The organism is Streptomyces sp. bgisy027, from assembly GCF_057710365.1.
This window is the reverse complement of sequence record NZ_JBYIVZ010000093.1, coordinates 1-18,789: the sequence shown is the minus strand read 5'-3', so window position 1 is coordinate 18,789 and position 18,789 is coordinate 1. Positions and strand designations below refer to the sequence as shown.

Sequence of the window (18,789 nt, the reverse complement as noted above, 5' to 3'; positions counted from 1 at the left end):
CCCGAACTCGGCCCGCGTACGACACGGTCCGCCCTAGGACGCGATCTCGAACCGAGGCGGCTGGAGTCCCGCCAGGCACGACTTGTCCGGCGCCGTCGGAGAGTTGAAGAAGGAGACGGTGATCGAACGCGCGCAGGGCGATTCGGCGAACGCGACATGGGCGACGTAGGGGACCGTGACGACGGTCGACCGGCTCAGGGTGCGGGCGACGTAGGCGCCGTTGCTCGCCCCGGTCTGGGCGTCGAACCCCGCCGACATGACGAGCGTCGGGATGCTGCTGCGCGTCACGTTCCTGATCGAGTGCGGGGCCGGGGGGACGCTCCAGGCACGGCAGTCCGCGTGCAGGAAGGGGAGCTGCGGCGCGTTGGCCAGGACCGAGCGCGGGAACGACGGGAAGGCGCGCCGTCCTGCCCGGACCACGTCGGCCTCGCTCTCGAAGGGGGTCCACTCGGAGCAGAAGACGCCGTAGGCGAGCCCGTGGGCGAGTCTGCCGATGGCCTGGGGGCTGAGTTTTCCTCCGGCCCACTGCTCGGCGATGCGCTGCGGGTTGCCGTGGGCCAGTTCGTCGATGGAGCGCGGTACTCCGGCCGCCAGGTGAGTGGCCGAGGTCAGCCAGTTCACCAGGACTCCGCCGTCCAGCACGACCTTCACCGGCGCCGGGCGGCCCGGGACCGTCACGGTCGTGGTGATCGGCCGGGCCTCCAGCTGACGGACCAGGCGCTCGAAGGTGCCGGACAGCTGCGGGTAGCGCCGGTTGCAGGAACGCTGCTGGGCGCAGGCCTTGAACAGGCCGTCGAAGCCCTGGCGTGCGGCACTCCAGGTCAGGCTCGCCCCGGCGAGGGACGGCGGGAGGACGCCGTCGATGCCCACCGACCGGACGCCCTGCGGAAACTTGCGCATGTAGGTCAGGGCCAGGTCGGTGCCGTAGGAGATGCCGAACACGTTCCACTGCCTGATGCCCAGCGCCACGCGCAGGGCGGCGTAGTCGGCGGCGCTCTCACCGGTGTTGTAGGCGCTGAGGGCGGGCCCCCGGCGCTTCAGCTGCTCGCGGCAGGCCCGCGTCGCCCGGACGTGCAGGCGTCCGGTGGACGGGGCACCGTAGACCAGGCCGAGGGAATGGGCGTTGAACTCGTCGATGTTCGGGCACAGCAGAGCCGGATCGGCCGAGTAGGTCCCGCGCTGCGACATGAAGATGACGTCCCGGTCCCGGTTCAGGCCTCCGTCGATCGCCAGCTGGGCCTCGGAGACCGCGTCGTCCCCCGGTCCGCCGGCGAACCACACGATCGGGTCGGCCGCCCGTTTCTTCACCGCCGCCACGATCGCGACACCGAGGGTGATCTTTCGCCCCTTGGGCCGGTCATGCTTCTCGGGCACGGTCAGCGTGCCGCAGCGGGCCCCTTCGAGGGCGGGGATCGGGTCCGCGGTCCGTGGGCAGGGACCCGGCACGAAACGGGCGTTGCCCACTGTGCGGGCGACCGTGCCGAGCGGTGAGCCGGGGCCGTTCTCGGCACGGGCGGGCGCGGCGACGAGACCGGCGAGAAGGAGACCGGCGGTGGCTCCGGCGAGCGTGGCCGGGAGCCGGGGCGCGGGGCGGCGGTGGAGGGGCTGACGGACGGACATCATGCGGTCTCCGGGGTGGGCGTGATGGTGAACGGCTTCGGCGAGAGCCCGGACACACAGCGGGTGCCGGGCGCGGTCGGACGGGCCAGGAAGGAGGCCAGGACGTTCTGCGCGCAGGGCGACTGGGGGACCACCCAGTGGCCGATCCCGGGGATCCGCACGACGGTGGACCGGGCCAGCGTGCGGGCCGCGTAAGCGCCCCAGCGCGCGCCGGTCTTCGCGTCGAAGGTGCCGGACAGCACGAGCGCCGGCACCGTGCTGACGGTCGTCACACGCTGGACGGCGGTGCGGTCCGGGACGCTCCAGGCGCGGCAGACCTCGTACTCGAAGGGAAGCTGCGGTGCCTGCGCCAGGACCGTGTCCGGGAACCCGGGGAAGTTCCGCCGTCCCGCTCGCAGCAGGTCGGCCCGTGTGTGGCCCGGCACCCACTCGCTGCACGCCACCGACTGCGTGAGGCCGTGCGCGAACTCGCCGAGGACGGGCGTGGCGCCGGCGGCGCGGGCCCGCGCGAAGCGGGTCGCATCGCCGTGGGCGAGCTCGTCGAGGGCCGCGGGCACGTCGACGGCCGGGACGGCGTTGGCGACCAGCAGATTCACCAGGGCGCCCCCGTCGAGGACCACCTTCACCGGGGCCCCTCCGGCCGGCGGCCGAGCCGTCACCGTCAAGGGGCGCGCCTCCAGTCGCCGGACCTGCTGCGTCAGTACACGCGGGAGGTTCGGGTAGCGCTTCTTGCAGCGTGGCTGATCCGCGCAGGCCGCGAAGATCGTCCGGATTCCCTCACGGGCGCTGTCCCAGGTCCAGGGCAGACTGACGATCTGCGGAGGCACGACCGAGTCGATCGCCACCGAGCGCACGCCCCGGGGGTGCCGGCGCAGATAGGTCAGCGCCAGGTCGGTGCCGTACGAGTAGCCGTAGACGTTCCACCGCTCGACGCCCAGCGCCCTGCGCAGGTCGGCGAAGTCGGCGGCGTTCTCGGTGGTGTTGTAGGCGCTCAGCTCCACGCCGCGGGCCGTGACGCGGGTGAGGCGGTGCCTGCACTCCTTCGTCGCGCGAACCAGGAGCCGCCCGGTCGACGGGGCGTCGTAGCGCAGGCCCACGGCATCGGCGTAGAAGCGGTCGATCTCCGGGCAGGCGAGGTTCGGCCGTGCGTGGAGCGTCCCGCGCTGGGCCATGACGATCAGGTCGCGGTTCCGGTTCAGACCCGAGTCGATCAGGAAGGGGATGTCTCCGATGGCGTCGCCTCCGGGGCCCCCGGTCATGAACACCACCGGGTCCTTGGCCGGCCTCGCCGACGCGGCCGGGATGATCGCGACGGTCAGCCGGATGGTCCGCCCGCCCTGCCGTGTCCGGTTCTCCGGGACCTCGAGGACCCCGCACCGCCCCGGGATCGGCTCGGGCGTCTCCGGGCAGGGACCGGGCACGAAGCGCGCGGGAGACACCGGTCGCGGCCCGCCGAGGGGCGCCGCCACGGCACCGCCCGGTGTCGGGGCGAGCACGGCCAGGAAAGCCAGCCCTGCCGCGCCCAGTCCCCTTCCGGTACGCGCCCGCCGTCCGCGTCGCTGCGCGTACCGGTACCGCGTCCGCAATCGTACGGACCCGCCGTTTCCGTGCACGGACGGTACGCGGCCCGCCCCGTTGGCCCATTCCGCCATGTGATCCCGTTTCTCCGACGTTCCTGACACATCGACGTCGTCGACGCCGTGTGGCGCCGCCCGCCGGCAGAGACACTTCGGCGGGCACGGCGTACGTCAGCCTCGGCGGGCGGGCGGACGCCCACCACTCGTGGGCGCCAGTCGGAGCAGTCCGGGCTCACCCGGACAGAGGTCCGCCCCCTGCCCGGTCGAGAACCGGGCAGGGGGCAGGCACATGACGGTGGGCCAGGTCCTAGGAGGAGACCTCCGAACGGTCGCCGCCCCACAGCGTGTGGAACGAGCCGTCGCGGTCGGTGCGCCGGTAGGTGTGCGCACCGAAGAAGTCGCGCTGCCCCTGCGTGAGCGCCGCCGGCAGCCGCTCGGCGCGCAGCGCGTCGTAGTACGCGAGGGCCGCGGCGAAGCCCGGCGTGGGCACACCCTGCCGGGTAGCGGCGATCAGGACCTCACGCCAGTCGTCCTGCGCGGCCGCGATCTCCTGCGCGAACGTGTCGTCCGACAGCAGGCTCGGCAGGTCGGCGCGGGCGTCGTAGGCGGCCCGGATGCGGTCCAGGAAGGCCGCGCGGATGATGCAGCCGCCGCGCCAGATCGCCGAGACGGCGCCCAGGTCGATGTCCCAGTCGTACTCGGCGCGCGCCGCGTCGATCTCGTGGAAGCCCTGCGTGTACGACACGATCTTCGACGCGTACAGCGCCTGCTCGACCCGGTCGGCGAAGGCCGCAGCCTCGGCCTCACCGAGCGGTGTCGCCTTCGGGCCGGCCAGTTCGCGCGAGGCCTCGCGCAGCGCCGCGTGCCCGGACAGGGAGCGGGCGAAGACGGCCTCCGCGATGCCGGACACCGGGACACCCAGGTCGAGCGCGATCTGCACGGTCCACCGGCCCGTGCCCTTCTGCTCGGCCTGGTCGACCACCACGTCCACGAACGGCTTGCCGGTCGCCTCGTCGACGTGCGACAGCACCTCGGCGGTGATCTCGATCAGGTAGGAGTCCAGACGGCCCTGGTTCCAGGTCCGGAAGATCTCCGCGATCTGCGCGGGCTCGTACCCGGCGACGTCCCGCAGCAGCTGGTACGCCTCGCCGATGAGCTGCATGTCGGCGTACTCGATGCCGTTGTGCACCATCTTCACGAAGTGGCCCGCGCCGTCCGGACCGACGTGCGTCACGCAGGGTGCGCCGTCCTTCGCCTTCGCGGAGATCTTCTCCAGCATCGGGCCGAGCGAGTCGTACGACTCCTTCGGGCCGCCGGGCATGATGCTCGGGCCGTGCAGCGCGCCCTCCTCGCCGCCGGAGACGCCCATGCCCACGAAGTGGATGCCCTGCTCGCGCAGGTCCCGCTCGCGGCGGCGGGTGTCGGCGAAGTGCGCGTTGCCGCCGTCGATGATCATGTCGCCGGGCTCCAGCAGCGGCGCGAACTCCTGGATCACCGCGTCGGTCGGCTCACCGGCCTTCACCATGATCACCAGGCGCCGCGGGCGCTCCAGCGCCGCCACGAACTCCTTGGCGGTCTCGGCCGCGATGAACTCGCCCTCGTTCCCGAACTCCTCCACCAGCGCCCGCGTACGCGCGGGCGTCCGGTTGTGCACAGCGACCGTGTAGCCGTTGCGGGCGAAGTTCCGGGCCAGGTTGCGGCCCATGACCGCGAGACCCGTGACGCCGATCTGCGCCGAAGTGCTCATGCGTTGGCTCCTAGTGACCTCGATATATCAGCGGTGCCGGTCATGCCCGCCAGTATTTCCCCATCGTCCATCCTGACGTGCTGGTACTCCGAGCGCACATCCGGGGTGGCGTGATGTCGCAGGCACATACGCACGAAACGCCCGGCGCACTCAGCCGTCCCGGGTGCCGGACAACGTGCGCCCCTTCCGCGCCACTTGGCGTGCCGGGGCGGCTGATTTTCCGTCTTGTCATGGCCTGTTCGCAGCGCTTACTTTTGCCCCTCCTGACGCACGTCAATGGGGGGGCTCCTTCATGGCCGTACGCGGCCGGCACCGCCGGTACCAGCCGAACAGGATCAACCGCGCCTCACTCACCGTCACCGCGGGCGGCGCCGGCATGGCGCTCCCCCTCATCGGCACCGGCGTCACACACGCGGCCGACCTGGACACCTGGAACAAGGTCGCCGCGTGCGAGTCGACCAGCAGGTGGCACGTCAACACCGGCAACGGCTTCTACGGCGGACTCCAGTTCGCCCAGTCCACGTGGGAGGCCTACGGCGGCACTCGGTACGCGGGGCGTGCGGACCTGGCCACCAAGGACCAGCAGATAGCCGTCGCCGAGAAAGTGCTCGACGGGCAGGGGCCCGGAGCCTGGCCCGTCTGCTCGGAGCGGGCGGGCCTGACCCGGGGCGGGGACGCCCCGGACATACAGCCGGCCGGCACCACGAAGCAGACCCCGAAGAAGACCCCGAAGACCTCCGTCCAGGACGTCCAGCCGCAGACCACGCCCCAGTCACGGGCCGGCAAGGCCGAGATGTACACCGTCGTGCGCGGCGACACCCTCTCGGAGATCGCCGAGTCGCAGCAGGTCAAGGGCGGTTGGCGGGGCCTGTACGCCGCGAACCGCAAGGCTATCGGCGCGGACCCCGACCTGATCCTGCCCGGGCAGCGGCTCGCCGTGCGCGGCAAGGCCGCCACGATCACGGAGCCGGCGCCCACCACCGGATCCACCCCGAAGAAGACCTCCTCCGAGCCGAAGGAAGAGGCCACCACCGGCAGCCGCTCGATGGTCGCCCCGGTGAGCGCGGCCACGGGCACGCCGTACCGCAAGGCGGGAGCCCTCTGGTCGAAGGGCTACCACACCGGCGTCGACTTCGCCGTGCCGACCGGCACGTCCGTGAAGGCCGTCGGGTCCGGGCAGGTCGTGAGCGCCGGGTGGGAGGGCTCCTTCGGCTACCAGGTGGTGATCCGGCACGCCGACGGCCGCTACACCCAGTACGCGCACCTCTCGGCGATCTCCGTGCGGGACGGGCAGTCGGTCGGGGCGGGCCAGCGCATCGGCCGGTCCGGGTCCACGGGCAACAGCACGGGCCCACATCTGCACTTCGAGGTGCGGACCGGGCCCGGTTTCGGCTCCGACGTCGACCCGGTGGCGTACCTCCGGGCCGGCGGGGTCAGGATTTGACGCGCGTCCGGTGCCGGTCCAGCACCGGCAGCGGGACGTACGGGCCGCCGTAGAAGGGGCCGTAGAGGTTCGGGGTGTCGTGACCCTCGGGATGCGCGGGCTCCGGCTCCTCGTACGGCCCCTGCGCGACCTGCGCCGGGATGAGGATGCCCTCGATGCCGTCCGGGACGAGGATCTCCTCGCGGGGCGGCGCCACGGCCCGCTCCGGAAGCGTGTCCAGCAGCTCGGCGGCGGGGATCGCGCCCAGGTTCCGCCCGGCGGGCGTCGCCCCGGCCGGTACCGTCTCCGGGACCACCGGTCCGGTCTCGGTGCGGGCGATGCGCTCCGTCGTCAGCAGGATCAGGCCGCCCGCGGCCACCACACCGCAGCCCAGGGCGAGCACGGTGCCGGTGGTGCCGTACCGGAAGGTCTCGCCGAACATCGTGATGCCGACCGCGGCCGCCACCACCGGGTTCACGACCGTCAGCGTGGCCAGCGGCGCCGCGAGCCCCGCACCCCGGTAGGCGGCCTGCGACAGCAGCAGTCCGGCCGTGGCGAACACACCGATCGTGGCCAGGGCGGGCACGTCGGCGGCCGACACCCCGCCGTTCCAGTCCACGGCGACGATCTTCGTGAACACCGAGGACATGCCGAACGCTATGCCGGACGCGGTCGCGAGCAGCATGCTGCGCACCGCCGGGTGCCGGTGGGCCGCCCGGCCCGCGACCATCAGCGTCACCACGATGCCGCCGGTCACCAGGGCCACGGCCACCCGCTCGGCGGTGGCGAGGGACTGCGACTCGGAGGCGCCGACCAGGGACAGCAGCCCGGCGAGCCCGACCGTCGCCATGATGGCGCCGCGCCAGGCCGTCGACCCGGCCCTGCGGCCCACGAAGAGCGCCGCCATCGGCAGCGCGAACACAATCGTCAGGGCGCCCAGCGGCTGCACCAGACTCAGCGGACCGAAAGCCAGCGCCACCACATGAAGCAGACCGCCGAGGCCGTTCAGCGCGACCGCCGCCCACCAGCCCGGCCGGCGCATCGGCGCGAACTGCTGCCCCGGCGAGGACACCGCGACCCGTTCCTGCACGATCGCCCCGCCCGCGTAGGCGACGGCGGAGACGAGCGACAGCAGCACGGACAACGCGAGGGCGCTCATGAGCTGCTCCTCTGCGTGAAGCGGGGGCGCGAACCCCGGCGCGGCGAACGGTCGGCTTTCATAATCAACACGATGCCTCGAAACGCTCTTCCCGTCGTCGTACCAGAGCACGCACTGTGTCGTACTGCCGATGGAGTACTGGGGCGCCGGACTCATCCCTCAGGTGGGTGACCCCGGGCGGAGACCCCCAGGTGAAGACCCCGACACCCCCTGGTACTACTGCTCTTCGTGGACCTCGACCCCGATCTCGCAGCGCTCCGGCCGCTCGGCGGCTTCTTCGTCCTACGCGCGACCGGGGACCCTCTTCGGCCGGCCGCGACACCGGCGCAGGCCTACGCGCGGCAGGCCCTCCCGGAAGACCAGGATCCTCTTGATTTCAGGGTCCGGAAAGTCGGGCGCGCCCTGCGCGCCCCCGAGCCGCGCATCGCCGCCTCCGTCGCCCAGCAGGGCCTCGCCGCCCGGCTGTGGTCGGTCGCGCTCGGCTGCGCCGCCCTGTACGACGCCGTCCCCGACCTCGACCCGCGACTGCTGCGCTGGGACCCCGACGGCAGCGCCCCCGACGACCTGTGGCTCACCGAGGTGCGACCGCGTCCCGCCGACGCCGCGACCGTCGCCGACGTCGTCCTGCACGGCCACCTCGAACCACTGAACGCCGCCGTGCGCTCCCGGTACCGCGTCGCCGACGGTCTGCTGTGGGGCAACGCGAGTTCCGCGCTCGCGGGCGCCGCCCGGCAACTGGACCAGTGGGCGCGCGCCCACGGCCGTACCGACGTCGCGGCACGCTCCCGCGCACTGACCGCCGAACTCCTCGCCCACCCCCTGCTCGCCGGCACCGGCACCCTCACCGCGGCCGGGTTCCGGCGCCGCAGCTGCTGTCTCTACTACCGGGTGCCGGGCGGCGGGGTGTGCGGTGACTGTTGCTTCACACGAGCACCGCGCTCTTCCCCACACGCCCCATCTGGGTGACCATGAAAGGGCAACCAGCCGCTGAGAACAGGGGGTTCCGGGTGCGAGTGGGACTGCTGACCCGGGAGTACCCGCCGGACGTGTACGGCGGCGCGGGTGTCCATGTCGAGTTCCTCGCCCGGGAGTTGCGGGATCTCGTCGACCTGGAGGTGCACTGCTGGGGCGAGGGCCGCGCCGTCGGGGTACTGCGCCACCGCCCCTGGTCCGCCCTCGACACCAGCAACGACGCGCTGCGCACCTTCTCGGTGGACCTCGCCATGGCCGCCGGCCTCGAAGGCCGCGAACTCGTCCACTCCCACACCTGGTACGCCAACCTCGGCGGCCACCTCGCCAAGCTGCTGTACGGCATCCCGCATGTGATGACCGCCCACTCCCTGGAGCCCCTGCGCCCCTGGAAGGCCGAGCAACTCGGCGGCGGATACGCCCTGTCCAGCTGGGCCGAGCGCACCGCGATCGAGGCCGCCGACGCGGTGATCGCGGTCTCCGGTGCCATGCGCGAGGACATCCTCGGCTGCTATCCGGTGCTCGACCCCGGACGGGTCCACGTCGTGCACAACGGCATCGACACCACCCTGTACCGGCCCGACCACGGCACCGACGTCCTCACCCGCTTCGGCCTCGACGCCGACCGTCCGTACGTGCTGTTCGTCGGCCGCATCACCCGCCAGAAGGGCGTGCCGCACCTGCTGCGCGCGGTACGGCACATCGACCCGGCCGCGCAGGTCGTGCTGTGTGCCGGCGCGCCCGACACCCCCGAGATCGACCAGGAGTTCCGCGATCTCTACCGGGAGCTGAGCCGGGTCCGCGAGGGTGTGCACTGGATCCCGCAGATGCTGCCCCGCCCGGAAGTGATCCAACTCCTCACACACGCCGCCGTGTTCGTCTGCCCCTCGGTGTACGAGCCGCTCGGCATCGTCAACCTGGAGGCGATGGCCTGCGGTACCCCCGTGGTGGCCTCGCAGGTCGGCGGCATCCCCGAGGTCGTCGACGACGGCAAGACCGGCCTGCTCGTCCCGCTGGACGACGACTTCGAGGCCGGCCTCGCGCACGCCCTCGACTCGGTCGTCGGCGACCCGGAGGCCGCCCGGCGGATGGGGGAGGCCGGACGGGAGCGCGCGGTGGGGGAGTTCGGCTGGGACGCGGTGGCGCGGCGGACGGCCGGGCTGTACCGGGAGATCCGCAAACAGGCTTAGTGCGCTCTGCTCAGGGGCAGGCTGGCATCAACCACGGTGAGGGGAGCGGCCATGCGTCGTGGCGGACCTTCGGTGCTCGGAATCGTACTCGCGGGCGGAGAAGGCAAACGCCTGATGCCCCTGACCGCGGACCGCGCGAAACCAGCGGTCACCTTCGGCGGCACGTACCGCCTCGTCGACTTCGTCCTCTCCAACCTCGTCAACGCCGACATCCTGCGCATCTGCGTCCTCACGCAGTACAAGTCGCACTCCCTTGACCGGCACATCACCACCACCTGGCGGATGTCCAGCCTGCTCGGCAACTACGTCACCCCGGTCCCCGCCCAGCAGCGGCTCGGCCCGCGCTGGTACCTCGGCAGCGCGGACGCCATCCTCCAGTCCCTGAACCTCGTCCACGACGAACGCCCCGAGTACGTCGCGGTGTTCGGCGCCGACCACGTGTACCGCATGGATCCGCGCCAGATGCTCGCCCAGCACATCGAGGGCGGCGCGGGCGTCACGGTGGCCGGCATACGGGTGCCGCGGGCGGAGTCGTCGTCGTTCGGCGTGATCAGCCCCGGCTCGGACGGGCAGACGGTGGATCGCTTCCTGGAGAAGCCCGCCGACCCGCCCGGACTCGCGGACGACCCGGAGTGCGTCTACGCCTCGATGGGCAACTACATCTTCACCACCAAGACCCTCGTCGAGGCGCTCCAGCGGGACGCCGAGGACGAGGACTCCGTGCACGACATGGGCGGTTCGATCCTGCCCCAGCTCACCGACCTGGGCGAGGCCCAGCTGTACGACTTCAGCGCCAACCACGTCCCCGGCGAGACCAGCCGCGACCGCGGCTACTGGCGGGACGTCGGAACCCTGGACGCGTACTACGACGCGCACATGGACCTGATCGCCGAGCGCCCCGCCTTCAACCTCTTCAACCGCAGCTGGCCCATCTACACCCACTCGGGCCAGCTCTCCCCGGCCCGCTTCAACGCGGGCGGCATGGCCAGCGAGTCGATCATCAGCGCCGGCTGCCTGATCCGGGGGCAGGTCACGCGGTCCGTGCTGTCGCCGGGAGTGGTGGTCGACCCCGGGGCGGTCGTGCAGGGGTCGGTGCTGCACGACAACGTGCACATAGGGCGGGGCGCGGTGGTGCGCGGCGCGGTGCTCGACAAGAACGTCGACGTCCCCCCGGGTGCGACGATCGGCGTCAACCCGGAGCGGGACGCCGACCTCTACACCGTCTCCAAGGGCGGCGTGATCGCGCTGGGGAAGGGGCAGCAGGTCTCGTAACCGGGGCCCGGACACTGAAGCGGCCCGCCACCCTGTGCTCCGGTGCCGCTACCGGCTGCTGCGCGGGCATCGCCGAACCGGGCTCTACGACGATGGCAGTGCGCGGGCGGCAGCGGCCGGCGGTCGGAACCGCCGGCCGCTGTGCTGTCGCTGCTGCGACCGCCGGCCGGGTACGGACTGATCGGGCCACTGAGGTGACCTGGGTCCCCCGTCTTGACGCCTCTCGGGTGACGCGCTCGGGATGCCCGGTGCCGCTACCCGTGGTGAAGTGACGTCATATGCACCATGAGTCCCGCCCCTTTCACGAGAGGCGGGACTTAATCTGTCGTTAACTGAGCGTAGCTTGATCGTACTTGACTGTAATCGCCAGAGGGCGATTGACTGCTGGTCCACCCCTTCGTCGACGCGAGGCAAGCCATTGACTTCTGACCTGCTCGCACCCCTCGACCTGGCGTTCTGGAACATCGAGTCCGCCGAGAACCCCATGCACCTGGCTGCGCTCGGGGTCTTCGCGGCGCACTCACCCACCGCCGGGGCGCACGCGGCCGATCTGCTCGCCGCGCGAGCCGCCGCCGTGCCGGGGCTGCGGATGCGCATCCGGGACGCCTGGCAGCCGCGCGGCCTGCTCCAGCCGTTCTCCTTCGGCGGCGCCGCCCGCGAGCCCGCGCCGGACTTCGACCCGCTCGACCACGTCCGGCTGCACGCCCCGACCGCGGACTTCCAGGCCGAGGCCGGCCGGCTCATGGAGCGCCCGCTGGAGCGGGGCCGGCCACCGTGGGAGGCCCATGTGCTGCCGGGCGAGGACGGCGTGTCCTTCGCGGTGCTGTTCAAGTTCCACCACGCCCTCGCCGACGGACTGCGGGCGCTGACGCTCGCCGCCGCCGTCCTGGACCCGATGGACCTGCCCGCGCGGCGGCCCCGCCCGGAGGACCCCACGCGCCGCCGGCTGCCCGATGTGCGCAGGCTGCCGGGGCTCGTGCGCGGCGCCCTGTCCGACGTCGGCCGGGCACTGGACATCGGTGCCTCCGTCGCCGTGTCGACGCTGGCGGTGCGCTCGTCGTCCGCGCTGACCGCCGAGCCGAGCGGCACCCGCCGTACCGCCGGGGTCGTGGTCGACATCGACGACGTGCACCTGATCCGCAAGGCAGTCGGCGGCACCGTCAACGACGTCACCATCGCGGTCGTCGCCGGCGCCCTGCGCCGCTGGCTCGACGAGCGCGGCGACGGCAGCGAGGGCGTCGCGCCGCGCGCCCTGATCCCCGTCTCCAAACGCCGCCCGCGCACCGCCCACCCACAGGGCAACCGGCTCTCCGGCTACTTGATACGGCTTCCGGTGGACGACCCCGAGCCGCTGCGCCGCCTGGCCGCGGTGCGGACCGCGATGGACCGCAACAAGGACGCGGGCCCCAACCGGGGCGCCGGCGCCGTCGCCCTGCTCGCCGACCACGTCCCGGCGCTCGGTCACCGGCTCGGCGGACCGCTGGTGGGCGGTGCCGCCCGGCTCTGGTTCGACATCCTCGTCACCAGCGTGCCGCTGCCCGGCATCGCCCTGAAGCTCGGCGGCCACGCCGTCACCGAGGTCTACCCCTTCGCCCCGCTGGCCCGCGGCCAGTCCCTGGCGGTGGCGATCTCGACGTACCGCGGCCGCGTCCACTACGGGCTCGTCGCCGACGCCGAGGCCGTACCCGACCTCGATGTGCTCGCGCGGGCCCTGTCCCAGGAGGTCGCCGCGCTGATCACCGCCTGCGCCCCCTGAGCCCGGCGTTCTCCGGACTGATTCGCCGGATTTTGGAGGAGAGGCCCGGCGCTCCGTAGAATTCCGCGTTCGAAAGCGAGCGCGACCGGAGCGCCGCGGGTGATCAGGGAACGGCAGCGGCGATGACGGTGACAGAGGACGGCACGACGGCGACCACGGCGGACGTCGTGCGGGAGCCCGGTGACGAGATCGTGTACGGCCCCGGCATCGACCCCGAGCGGCTCGCGCTGTGCCTCAGCGTGCTGGAGGAGCTCGACAGGCTGGAGGTCGACCACCCCGACGCCGTCGCCGTGCGCCGGGCCACCGCCGGTATCTACCGCACCGTCAAGCAGCGCCGCCGCCAGGAGCGCCGGGCCGCCAAGACCGCGCACGACAAGCACGTCACGGAGGCCACGGCGACCGGCTCCGCCCAGCGCATCGACGACGAGACCGAGGGCCTGCTGCCGTCGTCGAACACCGAGGAGGGCAGGATCGCGGGGATACTCCAGCGCCCGCGCTCCTGCTACACCTGCAAGTCCCGGTACGTCGAGGTCGACTACTTCTACCACCAGCTCTGCCAGGACTGCGCCCGTCTCAACCGCGCCAAGCGCGACGCCCGCGCCGACCTCACCGGCAAGCGCGCCCTGCTCACCGGCGGCCGTGCCAAGATCGGCATGTACATCGCGCTCAGGCTGCTGCGCGACGGGGCGCACACCACGATCACCACGCGCTTCCCCAAGGACGCCATCCGCCGCTTCAAGGCCATGGACGACTCCGGCGACTGGATGCACCGCCTGGAGGTCGTCGGCATCGACCTGCGCGACCCCGCCCAGGCCGTGGCCCTCGCCGAGCAGGTCACCGAGGCCGGCCCGCTCGACATCCTCGTGAACAACGCGACCCAGACCGTGCGCCGGCTGCCCTCCGCCTACGCCGCCCTGGTCGAGGGCGAGAGCGCCCCGCTGCCCGCCGGTGAGCTGCCCGCCCACCACGTCATCGGCGCGTTCAACTCCGGCGCGGTCGACGGCCTCGCCGCGCTGCCGCTGGGGACCAGCGGACTCGACGCCCAGAAGGTCGCCGATCTCGCCCTGGTCGCGGGCAACGCGAGCGTCGCCCGGCACCTCGACGGCACCGCCATCGACGCGGGCGGCCTCGTGCCCGACGTCGTCGAGTCCAACACCTGGGTGCAGACCATCGACCAGATCTCCCCGGTGGAGCTCCTGGAGACCCAGCTCTGCAACTACACCTCGCCGTTCATCCTGATCAGCGCGCTGCGCCCGGCGATGGCCGACGCCGCGAAGAAGGCGGTGAGCGGGCGCGCCCACGTCGTGAACGTCTCCGCGATGGAGGGCGTCTTCGGCCGTGGCTACAAGGGCGCGGGGCATCCGAACACCAACGCCGCCAAGGCCGCGATGAACATGGTCACGCGGACCAGCGCGCAGGAGATGTTCGAGAGCGACGGCATCCTCATGACATCGGTCGACACCGGCTGGATCACGGACGAGCGTCCCCACTACGACAAGCTCCGCCTGGCCGAGGCGGGGTTCCACGCTCCGCTCGACCTGGTGGACGGGGCGGCGCGGGTGTACGACCCGATCGTGCGGGGCGAGGCGGGGGACGATGTGTACGGGGTCTTCCTGAAGGACTACGCGCCAGGTAAGTGGTAGGCGGAGCTCGTAGCGCGTCTGCGGGTTGTCCGCGGCTGGTCGCGCCCACGCGGCGGAGCCGCAATGCGATACGGCCCCGGGCCCCTAGCGGGTTGCGGCACCGCGCGATCGTAGGCGCTCGTGGATGGCGTACCCCGTTGCCGTCCCTGCCGCCCGCACCCGCGTCCCGCCATCCACCACCAGATCCGCGCCCGTCACCCACTCCGCCGCGTCCGAAGCCAGCCACACCACCGCCCCGGCCACGTCCTCCGGTTCGCCGATTCGGCCCAGCGGCAGTCCGGCGGCGACCTCCTCCTCGCCCGGCTCCCACACGAAACGCGCCATCTCCGTGCGGACCAGTCCGGGTGAGACGGAGTTGACCCGCACCTTCGGGCCCAGTTCGCCCGCGAGCTGCCGGGTCAGGTGCAGGAGGGCCGCCTTGCTGGTGCCGTAGGCGCCGATGCGGGGGCCGACATGGGTGGCGCCCTCCGTGCAGACGTTGACCACGGCGCCGCCGTGTTCGCCCATCCAGGCGTGCCAGGCGCACTGCACGAGCCGCAGCGGCGCCTCGACGTTCACCGTGAACGCCTCGCGCCAGGCGAGCGGATCGACGTCCATGAGGGGGCCGTACGGCAGGTTGGTCGCCGCGTTGTTCACGATCACGTCGATCCGGCCGAACTCGCGCAGGGCGAGGTCCGTCACCGCCCGGGGGTGTTCCGGGTCCGCCACGCTCCCGGCCAGCCCGACGCCGCCCAGCTCGGCGGCCGTCCGCCGGACCTCCGCCGCGTCCCGCGCGGTCACGCAGACCAGCGCCCCGGCGGCGGCCAGTTGCCGGGCGACGGCGTGGCCGATGCCGCGCGTGGCGCCGGTGACGACGGCGGCCCTGCCCTTCAGACCGTACGGCGGCGTCATCGCCGTACCGTCTCATGACGGGCCGTCAGTTGGCAGCCCCGAGGGGTGAGTTTTTGGACGCCACCAGCTCCAGCACCGCCCGCCAGTCCTCCAGCTCCCCGGCGTCGAACTCGGCGCTGCGGCCGTCCTCGTCGGCCTGGTGCAGGCGCAGCAGGTCGTCGTCGGCCAGGTCGCGGGCCCGGCGGTGTTCACGGACGAGGCGGGAGACCCGTTCGCCGAGGAGGGGGCGGACCGCGTCCGCGGCGCAGTCGGAGTGGCGGGTGACCTCGCCCGGGCGCAGCAGCGGGCCGATGGCATGAACGAGCCCCGCGACCTGGAGTTCCTTGTCGGCGGGGCGGGCACGGCGCAGCAGGGCGGCCGTCTGGAGTGCGTGTTGGTGGAGATCGACTCGGGTGCTTCCGAGGCCCGGGGCGTCCCGGCTGCCCCGGCAGGCGTACAGCAGATCCATCAGCTCTTCGACACTGCGCAGCTCCATGCGCCAGTCCTTCCGCCGGACAAGCCGTTGCCGTCCGTCAGCAGATCATGGCCGCCTTGCGAATCGGCCAACGGGACCTGAACTGAGCTGCGTCCATCGGTCCGGGGCCGGGCGGAGCCGCGCCGCTGAGCCGAACGGGTGATCGGTAAACGGTGTATTACGTGGGAAAACGGCAGATAGCGGGCAGGTGAAAACTGGTCGACTCCGGATAGTTACAGGTTGTTTGCAGCCCCATCGAGCGGGGGCCCGCTCATTTGGTTAATCTGTAGCGGACGGACAGCAATACAGGGTTCCAACCCACACCCATGGTCCGTCCCGGGACAAGCCGGCGCACAACGGCCTGCTCTCGCACCAGTTATCCGGCGCCACCGCGTCCGAGCCGACTTCGAGTAAGACCCGAGCGGGCGTCAGGTGCCGGACCGCAGACTGGTCCGGCCCGCCCCGAGGGTGATCCGACACAGAAGGAGTGCGCGGTGACACCTGAGAAGACGAATCGCGAGCAGCGCCCCAAGGAACGCACGGAGCGCCCGGGACGCCGGTCCAAGGAACTCGGCAGTCTCGATGTGTGGGCCAGGTCCGCCCCCATCCGTCTGGCGGGGTACGAGGACGACCTCGCCGAGCCCCACATCCTGCCCAGCGTCGACTGACCTGGCACAACCCTTCGCGATCGCCGACCGCATGGGCGTGCGAGACTCACGCCCATGCTGATCAGAGAAGCCGCGGCCGACGACTGGCCGCGGATTTGGCCTTTCTGGCGCCGGATCGTCGCCGCGGGCGAGACCTACGCATGGGATCCGGACACCTCTGAGGACGCCGCCCGCGCGCTGTGGATGAATCCGGCCAAGGACGTCTACGTCGTCGAGGACGACGCGGGATCCCTCGTCGGCTCCGCCTACGTCACCCCCAACTACGGCGGCCCGGCTGCCGGTATCGCCAACGCCGGCTTCATGGTCGACCCCGCTCATGGCGGCCGCGGCATCGGCCGCGCCCTCGCCGAGCACATCCTGGCCGTGGCCAGGGCCGACGGCTACCGGGGCATGGTCTTCAACGCCGTCGTCGAGACCAACCCGGCCGTGGCCCTGTGGACCTCCCTCGGCTTCACCGTCCTCGGCACCGTTCCGGACGCCTACGACCACCCCCGGCACGGCCGGGTCGGCCTGCACATCATGTACCGGGCGCTTTAGCGGCCCGCCTTCACCTCCTCCCTGTTTGTCATTTACATTTGCCTAAAAGCTTTAGGTGAATGCATACTCACTTGAGGCAAACGAGAGGATGGTTATGGCGCGCGTAGGGCTGACCACGGAGCGTCTGGTCCGGGCCGGGGCGGAGCTCGCCGACGAGATCGGCTTCGAGCAGGTGACCGCGTCGGAGCTCGCCCGGCGGTTCGGGGTCAAGGTCGCGAGTCTGTACTCGCACGTGAAGAACTCCCAGGACCTCAAGACGCGCATCGCCCTGTTCGCGCTGGAGGAACTGGCCGACCGGGCCGCCGACGCGGTGGCGGGGCGGGCCGGCAAGGACGCCCTCGTCGCCTTCGCGAACGTCTACCGCGACTACGGCCTCGAACACCCCGGCCGCGCCGCCGCCGCGCGCATGACCCTCGACCCCGAGACGGCCGTGGCGAGCGCCGGCGTCCGGCACGCGCAGATGACCCGTGCCATCCTGCGCGGCTACGACCTGACCGAGCCGGACGCGACGCACGCCGTACGCCTGCTGGGCAGCGTCTTCCACGGGTACGCCAGCCTGGAACTGGCGGGCGGCTTCCGCCACAGCGCGCCCGACTCCGAGGAGACCTGGCTCCGGATCCTGGACGCCCTGGACGCCCTGCTGCGCAACTGGCCCACCGAGCCCACCCCTTGACCGACAGGCTGAAGGACATGGACACCGAGCACGACTGGATCACCACGACCGTCACCGCCGACCTGCTGCGCGGCGCCCTCGACGTCGAGCGGACCGAGCACGGCGTACTCCCGCACCGGCTGCCCGCGCGGGCGCGTGCCCAGAACACCGACGGACAGCTGGCCATGGCCGAGTCGCAGCCCTCCGGCGTACGGCTGGCCTTCCGTACCCGCGCCACCGCCGTCGAACTGGACACCCTGCCCACCAAGCGCAGCTACGTCGGCGCCCCGCCCCGCCCCGACGGCGTGTACGACCTGGTCGTCGACGGCCGCCCCGCCGGGCAGGGCAGCGTCACCGACGGAAACGTCCTGATCATCGACATGATGACCGGCACCACCGAGCAGCGCCCCGGCCGGGCCGGCACCGTCCGCTTCACCGGGCTGCCCGCCCGCGAGAAGGACGTCGAGATCTGGCTGCCGCACAACGAGACGACCGAGCTGATCGCCCTGCGCACCGACGCCCCCGTCGAGCCGGCCCGCGATTCGGGCCGCAAGGTGTGGCTGCACCACGGCAGTTCGATCAGCCATGGCTCCGACGCCGCGAGCCCCACCGGCATCTGGCCCGCGCTCGCCGCATCGCTCGGCGGCGTGGAGCTGATCAACCTGGGTCTGGCCGGCAGCGCCCTGCTGGATCCGTTCACCGCGCGGACCCTGCGCGACACCCCCGCCGACTTCATCAGCGTCAAGATCGGCATCAACCTGGTCAACATGGACCTGATGCGGCTGCGCGCCTTCGGCCCCGCGGTCCACGGCTTCCTCGACACGGTCCGCGAAGGCCACCCGACGACGCCGCTGCTCGTCGTGTCGCCCATCCTGTGCCCCATCCACGAGGACACACCGGGCCCCTGCGCCCCGGACCTGGGCGGCATGAGCGACGGCCGGCTGCGGTTCCTCGCCATGGGCGACCCGGCGGAACGCGCGAGCGGGAAGCTGACGCTGGGAGTCATCCGGGACGAGCTGTCCCGCATCGTGAAGCAGCGAGTGGCCGACGACCCGAACCTGCACTACCTCGACGGCCGAGAGCTCTACGGCGAGACCGACTCCGCCGAACTGCCGCTGCCCGACGACCTGCACCCCGACGCCGCCACGCACCGCCGGATCGGCGAACGCTTCGCACGCCTCGCCTTCACCTCCGAAGGGCCGTTCGCGGTCCCGGACCGGGGTGGGTCCCT

16 protein-coding genes are annotated in these 18,789 nt (G+C 72.1%); 10 read left to right on the top strand and 6 right to left on the bottom strand.

Going from position 1 to position 18,789, the window contains the following annotated elements; translation table 11 throughout:
• Positions 1-33 precede the first annotated feature (33 nt).
• From AC3ETA_RS46440 to gndA, 3 genes are all read right to left on the bottom strand, one after another.
• A complete protein-coding gene (locus tag AC3ETA_RS46440; RefSeq protein ID WP_432198936.1) occupies positions 34-1,620 on the bottom strand; it encodes an alpha/beta fold hydrolase in 1,587 nt (528 codons plus the stop codon).
• Positions 1,620-3,041 carry an alpha/beta fold hydrolase gene (locus AC3ETA_RS46435; protein ID WP_432198934.1) on the bottom strand — a complete coding sequence of 474 codons (1,422 nt, stop codon included), beginning with the start codon at positions 3,039-3,041 and terminating at the stop codon, positions 1,620-1,622. Before AC3ETA_RS46435 ends, AC3ETA_RS46440 begins: the two co-directional genes overlap by 1 nt.
• Before the next feature lie 463 nt (positions 3,042-3,504).
• A complete protein-coding gene (gene gndA, locus AC3ETA_RS46430; protein WP_432198933.1) occupies positions 3,505-4,944 on the bottom strand; it encodes an NADP-dependent phosphogluconate dehydrogenase in 1,440 nt (479 codons plus the stop codon).
• A gap of 292 nt (positions 4,945-5,236) precedes the next feature.
• On the opposite strand from gndA, the gene AC3ETA_RS46425 reads away from it, so the two are divergent.
• Positions 5,237-6,388 carry a transglycosylase family protein gene (locus AC3ETA_RS46425; protein ID WP_432198932.1) on the top strand — a complete coding sequence of 384 codons (1,152 nt, stop codon included), beginning with the start codon at positions 5,237-5,239 and terminating at the stop codon, positions 6,386-6,388.
• Here AC3ETA_RS46425 and AC3ETA_RS46420 read toward each other — a convergent pair.
• Positions 6,378-7,526 (bottom strand): DMT family transporter, encoded by a 1,149-nt coding sequence (locus AC3ETA_RS46420; RefSeq protein WP_432198931.1) that lies wholly within the window; start codon positions 7,524-7,526, stop codon positions 6,378-6,380. The genes AC3ETA_RS46425 and AC3ETA_RS46420 overlap by 11 nt on opposite strands.
• A 228-nt stretch (positions 7,527-7,754) precedes the next feature.
• On the opposite strand from AC3ETA_RS46420, the gene AC3ETA_RS46415 reads away from it, so the two are divergent.
• The 5 genes from AC3ETA_RS46415 to AC3ETA_RS46395 all read left to right on the top strand — a co-directional run bounded on the left by AC3ETA_RS46415 (position 7,755) and on the right by AC3ETA_RS46395 (position 14,356).
• Positions 7,755-8,492 (top strand): (2Fe-2S)-binding protein, encoded by a 738-nt coding sequence (locus AC3ETA_RS46415; RefSeq protein WP_432198930.1) that lies wholly within the window; start codon positions 7,755-7,757, stop codon positions 8,490-8,492.
• Positions 8,493-8,533: 41 nt separating this feature from the next.
• The gene (gene glgA / locus AC3ETA_RS46410) at positions 8,534-9,685 is read left to right on the top strand and encodes a glycogen synthase (protein WP_432198929.1); all 1,152 of its coding nucleotides are present in this window, start codon (positions 8,534-8,536) and stop codon (positions 9,683-9,685) included.
• A 51-nt stretch (positions 9,686-9,736) separates the two neighbouring features.
• Positions 9,737-10,957, top strand: a complete 1,221-nt coding sequence (glgC, locus tag AC3ETA_RS46405; protein ID WP_432198928.1) for a glucose-1-phosphate adenylyltransferase — start codon at positions 9,737-9,739, stop codon at positions 10,955-10,957.
• A 418-nt stretch (positions 10,958-11,375) separates the two neighbouring features.
• On the top strand, positions 11,376-12,713 hold the full coding sequence (locus tag AC3ETA_RS46400; RefSeq protein WP_432198927.1) for a wax ester/triacylglycerol synthase family O-acyltransferase: 1,338 nt from the start codon (positions 11,376-11,378) through the stop codon (positions 12,711-12,713).
• Between the two features lie 122 nt (positions 12,714-12,835).
• Positions 12,836-14,356: an SDR family NAD(P)-dependent oxidoreductase gene (locus AC3ETA_RS46395; protein ID WP_432198926.1), complete on the top strand. Its 1,521-nt coding sequence runs from the start codon at positions 12,836-12,838 to the stop codon at positions 14,354-14,356.
• An 84-nt stretch (positions 14,357-14,440) separates the two neighbouring features.
• Here the strand turns inward: AC3ETA_RS46395 and AC3ETA_RS46390 are convergent, their stop codons facing one another.
• Both AC3ETA_RS46390 and AC3ETA_RS46385 read right to left on the bottom strand, forming a co-directional pair.
• Entirely contained in the window at positions 14,441-15,247 is an 807-nt protein-coding gene (locus tag AC3ETA_RS46390) for an SDR family oxidoreductase (RefSeq protein ID WP_432198925.1), read from the bottom strand.
• Between the two features lie 25 nt (positions 15,248-15,272).
• Positions 15,273-15,722, bottom strand: a complete 450-nt coding sequence (locus AC3ETA_RS46385; protein WP_432198924.1) for a hypothetical protein — start codon at positions 15,720-15,722, stop codon at positions 15,273-15,275.
• 473 nt (positions 15,723-16,195) lie between these two features.
• Here AC3ETA_RS46385 and AC3ETA_RS46380 point away from each other — a divergent pair, with 473 nt between their 5' ends.
• The 4 genes from AC3ETA_RS46380 to AC3ETA_RS46365 form a co-directional block, all read left to right on the top strand.
• The gene (locus AC3ETA_RS46380; RefSeq protein ID WP_432198923.1) at positions 16,196-16,369 is read left to right on the top strand and encodes a hypothetical protein; all 174 of its coding nucleotides are present in this window, start codon (positions 16,196-16,198) and stop codon (positions 16,367-16,369) included.
• Positions 16,370-16,423: 54 nt separating this feature from the next.
• A complete protein-coding gene (locus AC3ETA_RS46375; protein ID WP_432198922.1) occupies positions 16,424-16,906 on the top strand; it encodes a GNAT family N-acetyltransferase in 483 nt (160 codons plus the stop codon).
• A gap of 94 nt (positions 16,907-17,000) precedes the next feature.
• Positions 17,001-17,579, top strand: a complete 579-nt coding sequence (locus tag AC3ETA_RS46370; protein ID WP_432198921.1) for a TetR/AcrR family transcriptional regulator — start codon at positions 17,001-17,003, stop codon at positions 17,577-17,579.
• A gap of 17 nt (positions 17,580-17,596) precedes the next feature.
• The coding region (locus tag AC3ETA_RS46365; RefSeq protein WP_432198935.1) for a GDSL-type esterase/lipase family protein at positions 17,597-18,789 on the top strand (1,193 nt) is incomplete at its 3' end.

What these genes read in the sequence shown, in the direction of transcription:
- AC3ETA_RS46440 (WP_432198936.1), bottom strand. Translation starts at nt 1,620, where the DNA reads ATGTCCGTCCGTCAGCCCCTCCACCGCCGCCCCGCGCCCCGGCTCCCG.
- gndA (WP_432198933.1), bottom strand. Translation starts at nt 4,944, where the DNA reads ATGAGCACTTCGGCGCAGATCGGCGTCACGGGTCTCGCGGTCATGGGC.
- AC3ETA_RS46425 (WP_432198932.1), top strand. Translation starts at nt 5,237, where the DNA reads ATGGCCGTACGCGGCCGGCACCGCCGGTACCAGCCGAACAGGATCAAC.
- AC3ETA_RS46420 (WP_432198931.1), bottom strand. Translation starts at nt 7,526, where the DNA reads ATGAGCGCCCTCGCGTTGTCCGTGCTGCTGTCGCTCGTCTCCGCCGTC.
- glgC (WP_432198928.1), top strand. Translation starts at nt 9,737, where the DNA reads ATGCGTCGTGGCGGACCTTCGGTGCTCGGAATCGTACTCGCGGGCGGA.
- AC3ETA_RS46395 (WP_432198926.1), top strand. Translation starts at nt 12,836, where the DNA reads ATGACGGTGACAGAGGACGGCACGACGGCGACCACGGCGGACGTCGTG.
- AC3ETA_RS46390 (WP_432198925.1), bottom strand. Translation starts at nt 15,247, where the DNA reads ATGACGCCGCCGTACGGTCTGAAGGGCAGGGCCGCCGTCGTCACCGGC.
- AC3ETA_RS46385 (WP_432198924.1), bottom strand. Translation starts at nt 15,722, where the DNA reads ATGGAGCTGCGCAGTGTCGAAGAGCTGATGGATCTGCTGTACGCCTGC.
- AC3ETA_RS46375 (WP_432198922.1), top strand. Translation starts at nt 16,424, where the DNA reads ATGCTGATCAGAGAAGCCGCGGCCGACGACTGGCCGCGGATTTGGCCT.
- AC3ETA_RS46370 (WP_432198921.1), top strand. Translation starts at nt 17,001, where the DNA reads ATGGCGCGCGTAGGGCTGACCACGGAGCGTCTGGTCCGGGCCGGGGCG.